Origin of the sequence: Sphingomonas lycopersici (genome assembly GCF_026130605.1) — a bacterium.
GTDB lineage: Bacteria > Pseudomonadota > Alphaproteobacteria > Sphingomonadales > Sphingomonadaceae > Sphingomonas > Sphingomonas lycopersici.
The window spans coordinates 132244-150743 of the sequence record NZ_JANFAU010000004.1; the positions used below are offsets into that span (position 1 = coordinate 132244).

Genomic DNA, 18500 nt, shown 5'->3' on the forward strand with positions numbered 1-18500 from the left:
AATCCGGCTTGCTTCATGGCATTTTCTCGCTTGCGGTGGGCTGAACGGGCGCGGCGGGCGGTTTCGCCTTTTGTTGCTGCTTTTCCTGCTCCTCCAGCAGGGCGGGCAGATTACGCTCGATCAGCCTCTTGGGATCGTAAAATGACGCGACCGAATCGAGCAGCCCGCGGAAGGGCGCCTTGATCCGGACGTTGAACACGAACGGCAGTTTCTGCAGCCGGCGAATCAGGAAGTTCGATTTGGCGCCCTCGCCCTGCGAGACGCCGGCGAAGCGGACTTCGGTCACCATCTCGCCCGCCAGCGGCCCGTCCATCACGATGTCGAGGCTCTTGTAGCGCAAGGATTTGAGCGCCTGGAACGCGATATTGCCCCAGGTGCCAAGATCCTTCGCGGTCAGCTCGCCGACATAAGCGATCCCGCCGCCGCCGGGGCGGACGATGAGATGGCCGCTCTCCACCCGCCCGCCGCTCTCGTCGAACGCGATCGGCAGCGAACCGTCGAACACCCCGGTCGCGTCGAGGTTCTTGAAATCGAATTGTTGAAGGAATTGTGCGGCTTCGGCGCCGTTGACGCGGAAGATTAGCCGATGAACCTCGGGCACCGAGAAATCGAGCAGCGCCGGATCGAGCGTCAGTTCGCCCCCCGCGAACGGCCAGCGCGCACTTTCGACCTTCACCCGCGTATTGGCGAGCGTCTGATAGACGATGCGCCCGTCGGTCACCGGCACGCCGGGGTTGATCGACACGACCGTCGCGACCTGCCCCGGGGCGCTTTCAAGCGCGAGCAGATCGGCGAAACGGATCTCCCCCTTCAACCCGGTGACCGGGCCGAAGGCGGCGGCAAGATCGAGCCCGCCGGTGCGGAAGGCACCGGTCGAGGTGACCCCGGCCGCATTCCACGCGATATCGCCCTCGCCCGTCACCCTGCCCTGCACATCGGCGATCACGCCAAAGGTGAGCTTGGTCAGATCATCGGGCTGGAAATCCTTGCCGAAGGTGACGCCGGGCACCGCAAGCCGCACCGTCCCCGCCCCGCTCGCCAGCGTGTGACGGATCGTGACGTCGGCGACCTTCACATCCTTGGTCGGCTGGCGCAATTCGCCGGTGGTGGTGATCACCCCGTCGGCCAGCCGCAGCGCGACGTTGCGAGCGGCGAGCGGCACGAACCGCGGGCTTGCCGCGGCGTCGGCGACGGCAAGCGCCCCGGTCAGATCGAGCACGCCGCCGGCAAAGGTCCAGCGCCCGTCCGCCGCGCTGAGCAGCAGCGGCACATGGGCGATTTGCCCCGCACCGCCGGAGAAGGTGCCGCCGAGACCCTTCGCGCCGAATGCGCCGTCGATCTGCGCGAAATCGAGCGCGGTCCGCCGATCCGCGGGCCCGATCCGCGCCTCGACGCCGGCGAGCGCGAAGCCGCCGGCATGCGCTTCCCCGCCGGTAGCGGCGAGCGTCACCGGGCTGGACCCGATCGTCCCTTCGAGCCGCGTCGCGGCGATTCGCGCGCCATAGCCGGTGCGCGTATCGAACAGCGCGCGGCCGGTCGGGCACAAGGTCAACCGCGCCGGGCGCAGCACCAGCCCGCCCGCCGCGAGCCGATCGAAGGCGAGCGGGGTGCACATCGGGTTGAGCGTCACCCCACCCCGCGCCACCGTCGCGATCAACGGGAGACGCAGATTCTCGACCGCGCCGTCGGCGAGCGGGCCGGAAAGCGCGGCGGCGGTGCGGATCGTCACCCGGCCGTGCGGGTCGCTGGCGAAGGAGACCGGCGCGAGCGCCAGCTTCGCCCCGCCCGCCGCATAAGGCGCGACCGTCGCGGTGCCGGTGAGCGGCGCGCCCGCGCGCGGCTGGTGCAGCGCGATTCGCGTCGTCGGGAAGCCGTCGCCGGACAGCGACGCGGCGCCGTCGAGCTGCCAGCCCGCCGCCTTGCCCAAGATCATGCCGCCGCTGTCGAGCGCGAGCCGCGCGCCGCTCGCCGCGGTCGCCGACAGACCCGACAGCGTGAGCACATTATCCTGCGCCAGCGCGATCGTGCCGACGACATCGAACCGCCGCGCGGCGCGCTCCACCGCTGCCGCCAGATTGCGGGCCAGCGGGGCGATCGGCGTCCCCGCGCCGCTTTCTCCGGCGCGCGCGATCGTGCCGCGCGTCCTGTCGTCGAGCGCAGCCCCGCGCGCCCGGGCCTCGCCGGTCAGCGTCGGGCGGCCGTCGATCAGCCGCCATTTGCCGGTGAACCCGAGCCGCTCGCCCAGCGCCGCGGGCAAGGCGAACGGCCCGCTGCCGAGATCGGCGGTTCCTTCGGTGCGTCGCGCATTGCCCGCGAAAGCGATCGTCCCGCCGACGCTCGCCGCGCGTGCGCCGGCGCCGGCCAACCGCTCGGCGCGCAGCCCGATGCTGCCGGACCAATGGTCGAACGCCGCGCCGAGCGCCGCGTCGACCCCGATCCGCGCGCCCTCCAGCGTCACCCCGCCACAATGCGTTTCGGGAAGGCCGACCGGCCCCGAAAAGCGCGGCCCTTCCCGGCCGATCGCGACTTTCAGGACGGCATTGGGCTCGACGAAGGTGCATCCGCCGGCGGTCAGCTCCTTGCCCAGCGCCGCAACTGTACCGCGGAAGCCATTGTCGAGGCGCCCGTTTCCGGCAATCTTCAGGCCGACGACACCATAAGGCGTCGTGAGCCGGACGCGCGCATCCTCCACCGCAAGATCGATCGCCGGCAGCGTCAGGCCGCCCTTGCCGCCGCGCGCGGGCAGCAGCCGATCGATCGTGCCGAGCGAGAGCTTGCCGTCGGCCAGTTGTGCGCGGAGCCGGACATGCCCCGCGCTCACCCCGGCGACATAGGGTCCGGTCAACCCGATCGCGGTATAGGTCTCGACCCAATCGGCCACGAGATCGGGATCGGCCGGGTCGCCGATCACCACATCGGTCAGCCGCTGCCGCCCCGGCCCGAGGTCGGCGATGCGATAGCGCGCGGTGACCCCGTCGCGCGCCAATTCGCGATCGATGAAGTCGGTCGCGATCGGCACGCGCTGCACCCACAGCACGCCGAGCGCCGCGACCGCGATCGCACCGGCGGCGGCGCCGATGCGGCGGCGTCTGCTCCTGAGGAAACGGCGGCGCGGTACTTCGCTTTCCTCCACCGCCGTCCGCCGTCCTTCCAAATCGCCCGAGGATCGATCCATAACCGCCGATACAACGCGCATGCAATTGCATGGAGCCATCGGCCCGTTCGTCAGCCGGACGTTACCCGTCACGCCGGCCTTGTGCCGGCGCCCCACCGCGCCGCCCGCCTTACGGCAAAACGCTCTTGCTCATCCGATGCCTCCCGGTGGCCCCCGGGTCACGGCGGGGTGGCGGATGATATGCGATCGCGGCGAAAACACCCCCCGCCGTTGCCCCGCGGGGGTTTGCCCCTTACCCTCCGCTTCGATGGCCGACGGCGATGCCTCTCCCGATACCGCGGGCCACCGCGCGCGGCTGCGGGAACGGTTGCTGGCGCGCGGCGGCGGGGATGCGTTGCTCGATCACGAGCTGATCGAATATCTCCTCGCGCTCGCCATCCCGCGCCGCGATACCAAGCCGCTCGCCAAGGCGCTGCTCCGGGAATTCGGCGGCATCGGCGGGTTGCTGACCGCCGACGCCGAGGCGCTGACCCGCATCCCCGGCATGGGCGAAACCGCCACCGCCGCGATCAAGATCGCCCACGCCGCCGCGTTGCGGCTGCTGCACGGCGCGGTCGCGGCGCGGCCGGTGCTCGGCAATTGGCAGGCGCTGCTCGACTATCTCCACGCCGATATGGCGCATCACGCGATCGAGCGTTTCCGCGTGCTCCATCTCAACACCCGCAACATGCTGATCCGCGACGAGGTGATGAGCCAGGGCTCGATCGACCAGGCCTCGGTGCATGTCCGCGAGGTGATCCGCCGCGCGATCGATCTCGGCGCGGCGGCGATCATTCTGGTCCACAACCACCCCTCGGGGGACCCGGCGCCGAGCCGCGCGGATATCGACATCACCCGCGCGATCGCCGACGCCGCGCGCCCGCTGGGGATCGCGGTCCACGACCATATCGTGATCGGGGCGCAAGGGCATGTCAGCCTGCGCGCCAAGGGGTTGATTTAGCCTCCTCTCCGTTCGCCCTGAGCTTGTCGAAGGGCTGTACTTTCTTCGCCGGAAGAAAAGTTACACGGCTTCGACAAGCTCAGGGGCGAACGGGGAGAGGTAATGCGCGAAATCCTCAATCCAGATTCGGCCGCAGCAACCGCTTCGCGCGCTCCAGATCGACCCCGCGCCGCGCGGCATAATCGCTCACCTGATCCTCGCCGATCCGCGCGACACCGAAATATTCCGCCTGCGGATGGCCGAAGTAGAAACCCGAAACCGCAGCGGTCGGCAGCATCGCGAAGCTCTCGGTCAGGCTGATCCCCGTGGCGTGATGCGCGTCGAGCATCTCGAACAAGGTCGATTTGAGGCTATGCTCGGGGCAGGCCGGATAGCCCGGCGCGGGGCGGATGCCGCGATATTTCTCGCGGATCAGCGCCTCGTTATCGAGCTGCTCGTCGGGGGCATAGCCCCACAGGGTCGTGCGGACATGCTGGTGGAGCGCCTCCGCCATCGCTTCGGCGAGACGATCCGCCAGCGCCTTCAACAGGATATCCGAATAATCGTCGATCGCCGCCTTGAACCGCGCGAGATGCGGCTCGATGCCGTGGATCGACACCGCGAACCCGCCTATCCAGTCGCCCTTGGGATCGACGAAATCGGCGAGGCACATATTCGCCCGCCCCTCGCGCTTGACGATCTGCTGGCGCAGGAAGGGGAGCCGCACCACGTCGGTCCCCTGGACCAGATCGAGCAGGTCGAGCCCCTTCAATTCCTCGGCGTTGAAATCGCCCTTAAGGTCGACGATCACATCGTCCTCGTGCCGCGCGCACGGCCACAGCCCGACGACGGCGCGCGCGGTGAGCCATTTCTCGGCGACGATGCGATCGAGCATCTTCTGCGCATCGTCGTACAGCGAGCGCGCGCTTTCGCCGACCACCGCATCATCGAGGATCGCCGGGAACACCCCGGCCAGCTCCCACGCGCGGAAGAACGGCGTCCAGTCGATATAATCGCGCAGCGAGGCGAGATCCCAGTCGCGAAACGCGTGAATGCCCGGCTGCAGCGGGGCGGGCGGCTTGAGCGCCATATCCGCGACGAAGCCGTTGGCGCGCGCCTTGGCGAGCGGGAGCAGCTCGTTCTGCCCCTTGCCCTCGCGCGCACGCCGCACCGCGGCATATTCCTCCGCGACCTTGACGACATAATCGTCGCGCTGGGTATCGCTGACCAGCGTCGTGGCGACGCCGACCGCGCGGCTGGCGTCGAGCACATGCACCACCGGTCCCGAATAGGCCGGCGCGATGCGCAGCGCGGTATGGACCTTGGAGGTGGTCGCGCCGCCGATCAGCAGCGGCATCTTCATGCCCGCGCGTTCCATCTCCTCGCCGACCGTCACCATCTCGTCGAGGCTCGGGGTGATCAGGCCGGAAAGCCCGATCATATCGGCGTCATTCTCGTTCGCCGCCGCGAGGATCGTCGACCAGGGCACCATCACGCCGAGATCGACCACCTCGAAGCCGTTGCACTGCAACACGACCCCGACGATGTTCTTGCCGATATCGTGGACGTCGCCCTTCACCGTCGCCATCACGATCCGGCCCTTGGCCTTGGCGCCGGCCTCTTTTTCCGCCTCGATGAACGGCAGGAGGTGCGCGACCGCCTTCTTCATCACGCGCGCCGACTTCACGACTTGCGGCAGGAACATCTTGCCCGCGCCAAACAGGTCGCCGACGACGTTCATCCCGTCCATCAGCGGGCCTTCGATCACCTCGATCGGGCGCGGCAGCGACAGCCGCGCCTCCTCGGTATCGGCGACGATATGCGCGTCGATCCCCTTGACCAGCGCATGTTCCAGCCGCTTGCCGACCGGCCAGCCGCGCCATTCCTCGGCCGCTTTCTCCGCCGCCGCATCATTGCCGCGGAACTTCTCCGCCAGCGCGACCAGCCGCTCGCCCGCCTCGGGGTCGCGGTTGAGCACGACATCTTCACATGCGGTGCGAAGTTCGGGGTCTATCGTATCGTAAACGTCGAGTTGCCCCGCGTTGACGATCGCCATGTCCATCCCCGCGGGGATCGCATGATAGAGGAACACCGAATGCATCGCGCGGCGCACCGGCTCGTTGCCGCGGAATGAGAAGCTGAGGTTCGACAGCCCACCCGAGATATGGACATGCGGGCAGCGCGCCTTGATCTCGCGCGTCGCCTCGATGAAGTCGACGCCGTAATTATTATGCTCCTCGATCCCGGTCGCGACCGCGAAGACATTGGGATCGAAGATGATATCCTCGGGCGGAAAGCCGATCCCGGTGAGCAGCTTGTACGCGCGCTCGCAAATCTCGACCTTCCGCGCCTGGGTATCAGCCTGCCCGGTCTCGTCGAACGCCATGACGACCACCGCCGCGCCATAGGCCATGCATTTGCGCGCATAGGCCAGGAACGGCTCGACGCCCTCCTTCATGCTGATCGAATTGACGATCGGCTTGCCCGAGACGCATTTCAGCCCGGCCTCGATCACCTCCCATTTCGAGCTGTCGATCATGATCGGGACGCGCGCGATATCGGGCTCGGCGGCGATCAGTTTGAGGAAGGTGGTCATCGCCTCGACCGCGTCGAGCAGGCCTTCGTCCATGTTGACGTCGATCACCTGCGCGCCATTCTCGACCTGCTGCCGCGCGACCTCGACCGCGCGGGTATAATCGCCCGCCATGATCAGCTTCTTGAACGCCGCCGATCCGGTGACATTGGTGCGCTCGCCGACGTTGACGAAGGAGGTGGAAGAGGGGGTAGCAGTCATAGCGATCGATTCATTTCCGTTCGGGCTGAGCTTGTCGAAGCCCTGCCCTTCTGGCCAAGAAGTACAGCCCTTCGACAAGCTCAGGGCGAACGATGGTCGGTATCAACCCGCCATCGTGAACGGCTCCAGCCCGGCGAGCCGGGTGCGCACCGGCGGGGTCGGCAGCGCACGCGGCGCGAGCCCCTTCACCCCGTCGGCGATCGCCTTGATATGCGCCGGGGTCGAGCCGCAGCAGCCGCCGAGCACATTGACCTGTCCCGCCACCGCCCATTCGCCGACCAGCCCCGCGGTGGTCGCGGGCGCCTCGTCATAGGCGCCCAGTTCGTTGGGCAGCCCGGCATTGGGATAAACCATGATCAGCGTGTCAGCTATCTCGCTTAACACCTTGACGTGCGGCCGCAATTGCTCCGCGCCGAACGAGCAGTTGAGCCCGATCGTCAGCGGCCGCGCGTGGCGCACGGCATGCCAGAACGCCTCGACCGTATGGCCGGAGAGGTTGCGCCCCGAAAGGTCGGTCAGCGTCATCGACAGCATGATCGGCAGATCGCGCCCCAGCGCCTCGCCCGCCTCGATCGCGGCCATCACCCCGGCCTTGGCGTTCAATGTATCGAACACCGTCTCGATCAGCACGAAATCGACCCCGCCCTCGACCAGCGCGTCGATCTGCTCGCGGTAAACATCCTTGAGATAATCGAAATCGATCTCGCGATAGCCGGGATCGTTGACGTCGGGGCTGAGCGACAGCGTCTTGTTGGTCGGCCCGATCGCCCCCGCGACGAAGCGCGGGCGGCCGTCCTTCGCGGCAAATTCGTCCGCCACGCGCCGCGCGAGCTTGGCGCTCTCGACATTGATCTCGCGCACCAGATGCTCGGCGGCATAATCGGCCTGGCTGATGCGGTTGGCGGAGAAGGTATTGGTCTCGGCGATATCCGCCCCCGCCTCGAAATAGGCGCGGTGGATCGATTCGGGCACCTCGGGCTTGGTCAGCGCCAGGATGTCGTTATTGCCCTTCTGATCGCGCGCCAGCCCGAGATCGCCGGCATAGTCCGCCTCGGCGAGCTTCCAGCCCTGGATCTCGGTGCCGAACGCGCCGTCGGTGATCAGGATGCGCTTGGCCGCCTCGGCATTGAACGCGTCACGTACACTCATGATAAATCCTCAGACCCGCTACGAACTGCCCACTTCGTCGTCCCGGCGAAGGCGGGGATCCATTCTGGCTGGTCCATCGACTCGAGCCGCACCCCCGGCGTGAATGGATTCCCGCCTTCGCGGGAATGACGAGGGAAAAAATTAAGCATTACGCCGCAGCCGCTTGCGCGCCGATCTTGGCACGCACACCGAGCAGGTGGCAGATCGCGAAGGACAGTTCAGCGCGGTTCAACGTGTAGAAATGGAATTGCTTCACCCCGCCGGCGTAGAGCTTGCGGCACAATTCGGCGGCGAGCGTCGCGGCGACGAGCTGGCGCGCATCGGGCAGATCGTCGAGCCCGGCGAACACCCGCCCCATCCACGCCGGCACCGCGGTGCCGCACATCGCGCTCATCCGCTGGACCGCGGCGAAATTGGAGACCGGCATGATCCCCGGCACGATCTCCGCCGCGATCCCCGCCGCGGCAACGCGATCGCGATAGCGGAAGAAGGTTTCGGGCTCGAAGAAGAATTGCGTGATCGCGCGGGTCGCCCCGGCGTCGATCTTGCGCTTGAGATTGTCGAGATCGGCCGCCGCATCGGGCGAATCCGGGTGGCTCTCGGGATAGGCGGCGACCGACAGCTCGAACGGATGCAGCCGGCGCAACCCGGCGACCAGCGCCGCGGCATTCTCATAACCGCCCGGCCACGCGCTATAACGCTCGCCTGCCACCGGCGGGTCGCCGCGCAGCGCGACGATATGCCGCACCCCGGCCGCCCAATATTCGCGCGCCACCGCGTCGATCTCCTCGCGCGTCGCCTCGACGCAGGTGAGGTGCGCCGCCGCGGGGATCGCGGTCTCGCGCGCGATCCGCGCGACGGTGGCGTGGGTCCGTTCGCGGGTCGAGCCGCCGGCGCCATAGGTCACCGAGACGAAGCGCGGCGCGAGCGGCGCGAGCGTGCCGATCGACTGCCACAAGGTCTCTTCCATCTTCTCCGTCTTGGGCGGGAAGAATTCGAAGCTGACGTCGATGTCGCCCGCGACATCGGCATAGAGCGGCGCATCGAGCGCGCGGCGCGCCTCCTCCAGCTGGTTGAGCGATAGGGTCATGCCGCTTTTACCTCTTTCAGGGCCGCGCCGTGACGGACGCCGAGCCACAATTTCACCGTCAGCTCGCCTCCGGCGAGCGTCTCCACCTGCGCCAGCGTCAGCCCGGCCGCGGCGAACCACCGCTCGATCTGCGCGTCGGAGAAGCCGAGCCGGGTATGCGCATCCTGCGCGCGCAATTCCTCGCGATCGTGCGGCGCGAAATCGGCGATCAGCAGCCGGCCGCCCGGCGCGAGCACCCGCGCCGCCTCGGCGATCGCCGCCCCCGGCTGCTGCGCGAAATGCAGCACGTGGTGGATGATCGCCACGTCGGCCTCGCCGTCGCCCATCGGCAGCGCATAGAGATCGGCCTGGCGCAATTCGACATTAGCGAGCCCCTGCTCGCCCAATTTGGCGCGCGCCAGCCGCAGCATCTCGGAGCTGCGGTCGATCCCCAAAGCGGTCTCCGCGCGCGGCGCGAACAATTCGATCATCCGCCCGGTGCCGGTGCCGATATCGATCAGCCGTCCGACCGGCGCGTCGCCCAGCGCGGCGAGCATCGCTTCCTCGACCTGCTCCTCGGCGATGTGGAGCGAGCGGATCGCGTCCCACTGCCCGGCATTCGCCTCGAACCACGCCGCCGCGGAGGCCGCGCGATCGGCGCGCACCGCGGCGAGCCGCGCGACGTCCGCCGCCGCCTGGCGATCGGGGCTGGCCGCATCCCAGCCGTCGAGCGCCGCCGCGACCGGCGCCACCGCATCGGCCGGCCCAAGCGCGACGAATACCCAGCTTCCCTCTTTGCGCCGCTCGGCCAGCCCGGCGTCGCACAGGATTTTCACATGCCGCGACACGCGCGGCTGGCTTTGCCCCAGCACCTGCGCCAGTTCGCCGACCGACAGCTCCATCGTGCGCAGCAGACGCACGATGCGCAGTCGTGACGAATCGGCCAGAGCACGGAAGATTTCGAGCGCATCGATCATCGAGATGAAGATATAAAGATATCTTTATATGAGGTCAACGCACCCCAAAACGATGAAATCGTTGCGGAGCCGGCGCGGCTGCGCCAATTTGCCGCCCGATGCCGCCTGCCCGGCATCAGGCAAAAAGGGAGATTCGATATGAAGCGTATCGCCATTACCGCCGTCGCGGCCGCCGCTCTCATCAGCCTCGGCGCGTGCAGCAAGAATGCGCAGGACCAGAGCCTCGAAGCCGCCAATGCGGTCGGCGCCGATGTCAGCGCGACCGCCAGCAACGCGGTCGGCGACGTTCAGGCCGCCACCGATCAGGCGCTCAACGGTGCCAGCGCGGCGATGGACAATGCCGGCGACGCGGTAAAGAACAAGGCCGACAAGGCGGGCGACACGATCAAGCACGGCGCCGAAAAGGCACGCGACGCCGCCGGCGGCGCGCTGAAGGATGCCGGCAACGCGATCCAGAACCATTGATCGGGCGGGCGGCGGCGGGCGCGTTATTGGCGCTGCTCGCCGCCTGCTCCGCGCAACCGACGCTGCCGGATGCTAGCGTCGATCACGACCAGCAATTGAGCGAGGCGGCCGCGATGCTCGACGCCAATAGCGTCAGCGCGGCGGCCGTACTGCACAACGACGAAGATGGGGACGAGGACGGACAATGAGCACACGTCGTCTTGGCGCCAGCGAGCTTGAGATCACCCCGCTCGTGCTGGGCGGCAATGTCTTCGGCTGGACCGCGGACCGCGCGGCGAGCTTCGCGGTGCTCGACGCCTTCGTCGATGCGGGCGGGACGATGATCGACACCGCCGATGTCTATTCGGCCTGGGTGCCGGGGCATCAGGGCGGCGAATCCGAGACGATGATCGGCGATTGGCTGCGCAACAGCGGCAAGCGCGACAAGGTGCTGATCGCCACCAAGGTCGGGATGCTTCCTGGCGAAGGCGGCGAGAAGCTCGCCCCGGCGCGGATCGCCGCGGCATGCGAGGCCTCGCTCCGCCGGCTTGGCACCGATCGCATCGATCTTTACTTCGCGCACCAGGACGATGAGGCGGTGCCGCAGGAAGCCGCGCTCGAAGCGTTCGGCAAATTGGTCGCGGCGGGCAAGGTGCGCGTGCTCGGCGCCTCCAACTTCCATGCCGCGCGGCTCCAGTCGGCGAACGAGGCGGCCAAGGCCGCCGGGCTGCCGCATTATCAGGTGCTCCAGCCCGAATATAATCTCGTCAGCCGCCACAAGTTCGAAGGCGAGCTGGAGGATTATTGCATCGCCCACAATATCGGGGTGGTGCCTTATTACGCGCTCGCCTCGGGCTTCCTCACCGGCAAATATCGCACCACCGCCGATCTCGGCAAAAGCGTGCGCGGCGGGCGGATGGGCGAATTGCTCGAGGGCAAGGGGCGCAAGGTGCTCGACGCGATGGACGCGGTCGCGGCGGAAAGCGGCGCGACGCTGGCGCAGATCGCACTCGCCTGGCTGATCGCGCAACCCGGCGTCACCGCGCCGATCGCCAGCGCGACCAGCGCGGCGCAGCTCGCCGAGCTGATGCCGGCGACGACGCTGACGCTCACGCGCGACCAGCTCACCCGGCTCACCGACGCCGGGGCGTGACGCGCCGGTAGCGGAATGGCAACGTCTCGGGCGCTATGAGCGGCGGGATGCTCCACCCCTCCTATCTTGCGCTCGGCGTGGCCGCGATGTGCGCGGCGACCTCGGTGACGATCGCCGCGACGCGGTCCGTACCGGCGCATGTCCTCGTCTCGCGGGTGGTGCCGCCGGTGACGAAATTGCCGCACCAAGACGAAGCCGCGTCCGCCGCCTATACGATCAAGCGCGTCCTGCCGATCAAGGGCGCGATGCATATGGGCGAGTTCCACTGGGACGAAGCCGGCGCCCCCAGCACGGGCCGGGTGATCGTCACCGTCGATCTCGCCGCGCAGGTGATCAGCATCTTCCGCGACGGCTATGAGATCGGCACCGCGGCGGTGCTCTACGGCGCCGATGCCAAGCCGACCCCGACCGGGGTCTATCCGATCACCCAGAAGGACGCGACGCACGTCTCCAATATCTACGACGCGCCGATGCCCTATATGCTCCGGCTGACCAACGACGGCATCTCGATCCACGCCAGCGAGGTGCGCGACGGCTATATGACCCACGGCTGCATCGGCGTGCCCACCGCCTTTGCGAAGAAGCTCTTCGAGGCGGTCAAGCTCGGCGACACGGTGATCGTGACGCGCGGCGAGAAGCTCGATGTCGGGAAGCCGGTGACCGCCGCCTGATCAGAGGGTGCGGAACATCACCAGCGCGTCGACGAAGCCGTGCGTCGGGTGCGCGAACGCCCCCGGCAGCCGCCCGACGACCGCAAAGCCGAACGATTCCCACAATCGCACCGCGCGTTCGTTGGTGCTGACGACGAAATTGAACTGGATCGCGCGATAGCCGCGCGCCTTGGCGTGATCGATCGAATGCGCGCACATCGCCCGCGCGACGCCGCGGCCGGTCGCTGCGGCGGCGGTCATATAGCCGCAATTGGCGACATGCGCCCCGCCCCCGGCCTGATTGGCGCGGACATAATAGGTGCCGAGCAGCGCGCCCGTCTCATCCTCGACGACGAACGTGTCCTTGTCCGCCGCGAGCCAATAGGCCAGCGCCTCGGCCTCCGGCATCGCGCGATCGAGCGTATAGGTCTCGCCGGCGCGGATCGTCGGGCGGATGATCGACCAGATCGCGGGGGCGTCGGCGGCGGTGGCGGGGCGAATCTGCATGGATCGGGTTCCTCGACGTTTCTCTGGCAATGCGCTCGATTCCTTTTCCCGTCATTCCCGCGAAGGCGGGAATCCATTCACACAGGTCTGACGATAGAATCGCGCCCTCAGCGCCAATGGATTCCCGCCTTCGCGGGAATGACGAAGGGGCTCAATTGCGCGGCGGTTGCCGACGGTAGCTCAGCGCCTCGGCAATATGCCCCCGCCCCACCTGCGCTGCGCCAGCAAGATCGGCGATCGTCCGCGCCACGCGCAACACCCGCGTATAGCCTCGCGCCGAAAGCCGCATCGCCTCGGCCGCTTGCGCCAGCAAGGCGCGCCCCGCCTCGTCGGGCGTCGCGCTTTGCTCCAGCACCGCGCCGTCCGCCTCGGCATTGGTCCGCGCGGCCTCGCCGCGATAGCGCGCGGCCTGCACCGCGCGCGCCGCCGCGACGCGCGCCGCCACCTCGGCGGAGCTCTCCGCCGCCCTCGGCGAAACGAGGTCGATCGCGGTCAGCGCTGTCACTTCGACATGCAGATCGATCCGATCGAGCAACGGCCCCGAGACCTTGGCCTGATAGTCCGCCGCGCATCGCGGCGCGCGCGCACACGCGAGGCTGGCGTCCCCCAAATGCCCACAGCGGCACGGGTTCATCGCGGCGACGAGCTGCACCCGCGCCGGAAAGGTGACATGCGCATTGGCGCGCGCGACGCTCACCGTTCCCGATTCGAGCGGCTGGCGCAGCGAATCGAGCACCGCCCGCTGGAATTCGGGCAATTCGTCGAGGAACAGCACCCCGAGATGCGCGAGGCTCACTTCCCCCGGCTTCACCCGCAATCCGCCCCCGGTCAGCGCCGCCATCGACGCGCTGTGGTGCGGCGCGCGAAACGGCCGCACGCGGGTCAGCCGGCCGCCGGACAAGGTGCCGGCGACCGATTGCACCATGCTCACCTCCAGCGCCTCGCTCGCGTCGAGCGGCGGGAGGATCCCCGGCAGGCACGCCGCCATCAGCGATTTCCCCGCCCCCGGCGGCCCGACGAACAGCAGATTATGCCCACCGGCCGCCGCGATCTCCAGCGCGCGCCGCGCGACCTCCTGCCCCTTCACCTGCGCCAGATCGGGGCCGGTGTGCGCCTCCTCCACCGCGCCGGGCGGCGGCGCGGCGAGCAATTGCCGGCCTTTCAAGTGGTTGATCAGCGCGATCAGGTCGGGCGCGGCGACCACCTCGATCGATCCGCTCCACGCCGCCTCCGCCCCCTGCGCCGCCGGGCAGATCAGCCCCCGTCCCGTCTCCGCGGCGTGCAGCGCGGCAAGCAGCACGCCCGGCGACGGCGCGAGCCGCCCGTCGAGCGCCAGTTCGCCGACCACGACATAATCGGCGAGCGCCTCGGCATCGACCACCCCCATTGCGGCGAGCAGCCCCAGCGCGATCGGCAGATCGAAATGCGACCCTTCCTTGGGGAGGTCGGCCGGCGACAGGTTCACCGCGATCCTTTTGGGCGGCAACGCCAGCCCCATCGCCGCGATCGCCCCGCGCACCCGCTCGCGGCTTTCCGCGACCGCCTTGTCCGCCAGCCCGACGAGGTTGAACGCGGGGAGCCCGGGGATGAGCTGCACCTGCACCTCCACCCCGCGCGCCTCGAGCCCGAGATACGCCACCGTCGCGACGATTGCTGCCATGCCACTCCCCCAACAAGGCCGGGGTGACGGGTCGGCTCGGCCCCACCACGCCCCTCAGCGATCATTCATACTGGCTCGTTCACCAACCGAAACCATCCTTTCCTCGCCTTGCGATCCTCAACGAGCTGTCCCAAATGCTCCCTATGTCTCAGCGTCACCCGGTTTCGCGTATCATCCAGCTCACGCTCGGCGTGCTGCTGCTGATCGGGGCGGCGGTGATGGGGCCGTTGCCCGGGCCGGGTGGAGTCTTTCTGTTCGCAGGCGGGATGGTGCTGATTCTGCGCAACTCGCGCTGGGCACAGGTGCGCTGGGCGCGACTCAAGCGCCGCTGGCCGCGCGTCGGGCATCTCGTCGACCGCACGATGCGGCGGCGGAGCGCGTTGCGCCGCCATGCACGTGCCAAGAGCCAGGCGAACGATAATGGCAAAGACCAGCGCCGCGCGGAACGACGGGCGCACTCGCGTTGACTTGGCCCCGTCATTGGCCTATGCGGCGACCCGTTCGGGCCGTCCTTACGTGACGGCCTTTAGTTTTTCAGATTCGGGAATGAACGATGAAGCGGACCTTTCAGCCGAGCAACCTGGTGCGCGCACGCCGTCACGGCTTCCGTGCGCGGATGGCGACGGTGGGCGGTCGTGCGGTGATCCGGGCGCGCCGCGCGCGCGGCCGCAAGAAGCTGTCGGCCTGAGTCATTTGATTGGGGGCGGCACCGGCCCGCTCCCCCTCCCGGCCACCCAGTCATGATACCGATGGGTGGCCGAGAGGGGGAGCGGGCCGGTGCCGCACGCAAAGGCGGTGAAACCGCATTTGCCAAACAGACTCTCGCGCGGCTCACCAAGCGATCCGAATTTCTTGCCGTCAACGCCGGGCGTCGCGTGCCGATGCCCGGCTTTGTCTTGCTTGTCCGCCCGCGTGGCGACGGCGATGAGACGGTCCGCGTCGGTTTCACCGTGACCAAGAAGATCGGCAATGCGGTGGTGCGCAACCGCATGAAGCGCCGCCTGCGCGCGCTCGCCCGCGAGCTGCTGCCGGCAGGCGGCATCGGCGGCGCGGATCATGTGCTGATCGGGCGGCAGGGCGGCGTCGAACGCCCTTATGCCACCCTGCGCGACGAGCTGGCCAAGGCGCTGGCCAAGGCGCAGCGGCGATGATTGCTCGCGCGCTCATCCTCGTCGCGCGCGCCTGGCAGATCGGGCCGTCGGCGGTGATGCCGCCCACCTGCCGCTATCAACCTTCGTGTTCGGCCTATGCAATTGAGGCGCTTCGCCGCTATGGAGCGGCGCGCGGAAGCTGGCTCGCGGCGAAACGCATCGCGCGCTGCCATCCGTGGGGCGGGCATGGCTATGACCCCGTCCCGTAAACTGGACAGCCGTAAACAGGATCTGACGTGACCGAAGACAACAAGAATTTCGTGCTGTTCGCGGTGGTTGCGGCGCTGATCCTGTTCGGCTGGCCGCTGATCCAGAACCGTTTCTTCCCGACGGCCAACCCGCCGGTGACGAAGATCGAGGGCGGCAAGACCGAGGTCGTGCAGGGCAAGGCCGCGGCGACCGCCGACGCGCCGGGCGCGATCCGCGACCGCAACCTCGTGATCGGCGAAAGCCCGCGGGTGAAGATCGACACGCCGACGTTGCAGGGCTCGATCAACCTGAAGGGCGCGCGGATCGACGATCTGGTGCTCAAGAATTACAAGGACACGATCGCCAAGGATTCGGCGCCCGTCCGCCTCCTGTCGCCGGCCGGCACCACCGACGCTTATTTCGCAGCGTTCGGGTGGCGCGACGACGGCCTCGCGCCGCCCGCCGCCGAAACCGTCTGGACCGCCTCGTCGCCGGTGCTCGCGCCGGGCAAGCCGGTGACGCTCACCGCCGCCAACGCCAAGGGCCAGCGCTTCCAGATCGAGCTTTCGGTCGACAAGGATTATATGTTCACCGTCAAGCAGACGGTGGCCAACGGCGGGCAGGCGCCGGTGCCGGTGGCAACATATGGCCTCGTCAACCGTGCCGGCGTGTCGAAGGATCCCGATAGCTGGACGATCCACACCGGGCCGATGTCGGTCGCCAATGGCAGCGCGAATTATTCGCCTAATTTCAAAGATGTGGACGCCGCGCCGCAGAAGTTCACGACGACCGGCGGCTGGCTCGGCTTCACCGACAAATATTGGCTGACCGCGCTGCTCCCCGATCAGGCGCGCAGCTTCGACGGCCAGTTCCGCGCGGGCAACGCCAAGACCTATCAGGCCGATTACACCGCCGCGCCGCAGCTTCTCCCGCCGGGGCGCCAGATCACCCAGACCGCGCGCTTCTTCGCCGGGGCGAAGGAAGTGAAGCTGCTCGATCGCTACACCGACAAGGAAGGCGCGACCAAGCTCGATTACGCGATCGACTGGGGCTGGTTCCGCCTCGTCGAAAAGCCGATCTTCTATTATCTCGACTGGCTGTTCCGCATGATCGGCAACTTCGGCGTTGCGATCATCCTGTTGACCTTCACGATCCGCGCGCTCGTCTTCCCGATCGCGCAACGGCAATATGCCTCGATGGCGCACATGCGCGCGATCCAGCCGAAGATGAAGGCGATCCAGGAGCGCTACAAGGACGACAAGCCGCGCCAGCAGCAGGAGATCATGGCGCTGTACAAGTCGGAGAAGGTCAACCCGCTCGCGGGCTGCCTCCCCACCCTGTTGCAGATCCCGATCTTCTACGCGCTGTACAAGGTGCTGATGCTGACGATCGAAATGCGTCACCAGCCGTTCGTCGCGTGGATCAAGGATCTGTCGGCGCCCGATCCGCTGACCCCGCTCAATCTGTTCGGGCTGCTCAACTTCACCCCGCCGCACTTCCTGGCGATCGGCGTGATCCCGATCATCCTGGGCATCAGCATGTACTTCCAGTTCAAGCTGAACCCGACCCCGATGGACGAGACGCAGAAGCAGGTCTTCGCGCTGATGCCCTGGGTGCTGATGTTCGTGATGGCGCCGTTCGCGGTGGGGCTGCAGGTGTATTGGATCACCTCCAACATCATCACGATCATCCAGCAGCGCTTGCTCTATGCGCGTCATCCGGCGTTGCTGGAGGCGCCCGCCAAGTGACGGATACCTTCGACGCCGACGCGATCGAGGCTGCGCGGAAGATCTTCGCCGGCCCGATCGAGTTCCTCAAATCGGCCCCCGCGCTGCAATTCCTGCCCGATCCGGTCGCGCCGGAAGTGGCGTTCGCGGGGCGATCGAACGTCGGCAAATCCTCGCTGATCAACGCGCTCACCGGGCGCAAGGCGCTGGCGCGCACCTCAGTGACGCCGGGGCGGACGCAGGAGCTCAACTTCTTCGATATCGGCACCCCGCCGGTGTTCCGGCTGGTCGACATGCCGGGATACGGCTTCGCCAAGGCGCCGAAGGACATGGTCAAGAAGTGGCGCTTCCTGGTGAACGACTTCCTGCGCGGTCGCCAGGCGCTGAAGCGCGCGCTGGTGCTGATCGACAGCCGCCACGGCATCAAGGAAGTCGACCGCGAGATCCTCGAGATGCTCGACAAGGCGGCGGTGAGCTATCGCCTCGTGCTGACCAAGGCCGACAAGGTAAAGGCGACCGACCTCGCCGCGGTGCTCGACCAGACCGCGACCGAGGCCCGCAAACACCCCGCGGCGCATCCGGAGATCATCGCCACCTCGTCGGAGGGCGGGATGGGCATTCCCGAATTGCGCGCGGCGGTGATCGAAGCGATCGGCTAAGCTTTTCGCGTTCTCGTACCCGTCGCCATCCCCGCGAAGGCGGGCATCCATTCAGGCAGGCCCTGCGATAGAATCGCACCGACAGCGACAATGGATTCCCGCCTTCGCGGGAACGACGGCGTTGAAATTAAGCCTTTGTTTTAACTACACAAATTATAGACTTCACGAGAACGGCCGCGACCGCCACTCGTGTGAACTTCGTGAACTTTGCCCGCCTGCCGGGCGAGGGGCTTGCCCCACCCCCCCGCCCTTCCCTATCGCTTGGTCCGTAACCTCG

Annotated in this window: 18 protein-coding genes; 11 read left to right on the forward strand and 7 right to left on the reverse strand. The window is 67.8% G+C overall.

Annotation, left to right across the window (positions count from 1 at the left end):
• Positions 1-13: 13 nt before the first annotated feature.
• Positions 14-3133, reverse strand: a complete 3120-nt coding sequence (locus NED98_RS10155; protein ID WP_265312893.1) for an intermembrane phospholipid transport YdbH family protein — start codon at positions 3131-3133, stop codon at positions 14-16.
• 289 nt (positions 3134-3422) lie between these two features.
• On the opposite strand from NED98_RS10155, the gene radC reads away from it, so the two are divergent.
• A complete protein-coding gene (radC, locus tag NED98_RS10160) occupies positions 3423-4115 on the forward strand; it encodes a RadC family protein (RefSeq protein WP_265312894.1) in 693 nt (230 codons plus the stop codon).
• Between the two features lie 115 nt (positions 4116-4230).
• On the opposite strand, the gene metH is transcribed toward radC, so the two are convergent.
• From metH to NED98_RS10180, 4 genes are all read right to left on the reverse strand, one after another.
• The gene (gene metH, locus NED98_RS10165; protein ID WP_265312895.1) at positions 4231-6888 is read right to left on the reverse strand and encodes a methionine synthase; all 2658 of its coding nucleotides are present in this window, start codon (positions 6886-6888) and stop codon (positions 4231-4233) included.
• Positions 6889-6990: 102 nt separating this feature from the next.
• Positions 6991-8037 (reverse strand): homocysteine S-methyltransferase family protein, encoded by a 1047-nt coding sequence (locus tag NED98_RS10170; RefSeq protein WP_265312896.1) that lies wholly within the window; start codon positions 8035-8037, stop codon positions 6991-6993.
• A 148-nt stretch (positions 8038-8185) separates the two neighbouring features.
• On the reverse strand, positions 8186-9127 hold the full coding sequence (metF, locus tag NED98_RS10175; protein ID WP_265269823.1) for a methylenetetrahydrofolate reductase [NAD(P)H]: 942 nt from the start codon (positions 9125-9127) through the stop codon (positions 8186-8188).
• Positions 9124-10083, reverse strand: a complete 960-nt coding sequence (locus NED98_RS10180; protein WP_265269821.1) for an ArsR/SmtB family transcription factor — start codon at positions 10081-10083, stop codon at positions 9124-9126. The genes metF and NED98_RS10180 overlap by 4 nt, the downstream gene beginning before the upstream one ends.
• Before the next feature lie 138 nt (positions 10084-10221).
• On the opposite strand from NED98_RS10180, the gene NED98_RS10185 reads away from it, so the two are divergent.
• The 4 genes from NED98_RS10185 to NED98_RS10200 are packed head-to-tail and all read left to right on the forward strand — an operon-like array spanning position 10222 to position 12351.
• Positions 10222-10548 carry a hypothetical protein gene (locus tag NED98_RS10185; protein WP_265269820.1) on the forward strand — a complete coding sequence of 109 codons (327 nt, stop codon included), beginning with the start codon at positions 10222-10224 and terminating at the stop codon, positions 10546-10548.
• 26 nt (positions 10549-10574) lie between these two features.
• A complete protein-coding gene (locus tag NED98_RS10190) occupies positions 10575-10736 on the forward strand; it encodes a hypothetical protein (protein ID WP_179511303.1) in 162 nt (53 codons plus the stop codon).
• The gene (locus NED98_RS10195; RefSeq protein ID WP_265269817.1) at positions 10733-11680 is read left to right on the forward strand and encodes an aldo/keto reductase; all 948 of its coding nucleotides are present in this window, start codon (positions 10733-10735) and stop codon (positions 11678-11680) included. Before NED98_RS10190 ends, NED98_RS10195 begins: the two co-directional genes overlap by 4 nt.
• 35 nt (positions 11681-11715) lie before the next feature.
• The gene (locus NED98_RS10200; protein ID WP_265312897.1) at positions 11716-12351 is read left to right on the forward strand and encodes a L,D-transpeptidase family protein; all 636 of its coding nucleotides are present in this window, start codon (positions 11716-11718) and stop codon (positions 12349-12351) included.
• Here the strand turns inward: NED98_RS10200 and NED98_RS10205 are convergent, their stop codons facing one another.
• Positions 12352-12837, reverse strand: a complete 486-nt coding sequence (locus tag NED98_RS10205) for a GNAT family N-acetyltransferase (RefSeq protein ID WP_265312898.1) — start codon at positions 12835-12837, stop codon at positions 12352-12354.
• A gap of 151 nt (positions 12838-12988) precedes the next feature.
• The gene (locus tag NED98_RS10210; RefSeq protein WP_265312899.1) at positions 12989-14497 is read right to left on the reverse strand and encodes a YifB family Mg chelatase-like AAA ATPase; all 1509 of its coding nucleotides are present in this window, start codon (positions 14495-14497) and stop codon (positions 12989-12991) included.
• Between the two features lie 134 nt (positions 14498-14631).
• Here NED98_RS10210 and NED98_RS10215 point away from each other — a divergent pair, with 134 nt between their 5' ends.
• From NED98_RS10215 to yihA, 6 genes are all read left to right on the forward strand, one after another.
• Positions 14632-14964, forward strand: coding sequence for a hypothetical protein (locus NED98_RS10215; RefSeq protein WP_265269814.1), 333 nt, complete (start codon positions 14632-14634; stop codon positions 14962-14964).
• An 86-nt stretch (positions 14965-15050) separates the two neighbouring features.
• Positions 15051-15185: a 50S ribosomal protein L34 gene (rpmH, locus tag NED98_RS10220; protein WP_028056723.1), complete on the forward strand. Its 135-nt coding sequence runs from the start codon at positions 15051-15053 to the stop codon at positions 15183-15185.
• Between the two features lie 193 nt (positions 15186-15378).
• A complete protein-coding gene (rnpA, locus tag NED98_RS10225) occupies positions 15379-15648 on the forward strand; it encodes a ribonuclease P protein component (RefSeq protein ID WP_432423313.1) in 270 nt (89 codons plus the stop codon).
• On the forward strand, positions 15645-15857 hold the full coding sequence (gene yidD / locus NED98_RS10230; protein WP_265269798.1) for a membrane protein insertion efficiency factor YidD: 213 nt from the start codon (positions 15645-15647) through the stop codon (positions 15855-15857). Before rnpA ends, yidD begins: the two co-directional genes overlap by 4 nt.
• Positions 15858-15884: 27 nt before the next feature.
• Positions 15885-17585, forward strand: coding sequence for a membrane protein insertase YidC (yidC, locus tag NED98_RS10235; protein WP_265312901.1), 1701 nt, complete (start codon positions 15885-15887; stop codon positions 17583-17585).
• Complete coding sequence (gene yihA / locus NED98_RS10240; protein ID WP_265269796.1) at positions 17582-18223, forward strand: ribosome biogenesis GTP-binding protein YihA/YsxC; 642 nt, start codon at positions 17582-17584, stop codon at positions 18221-18223. Before yidC ends, yihA begins: the two co-directional genes overlap by 4 nt.
• Positions 18224-18500: the final 277 nt, after the last annotated feature.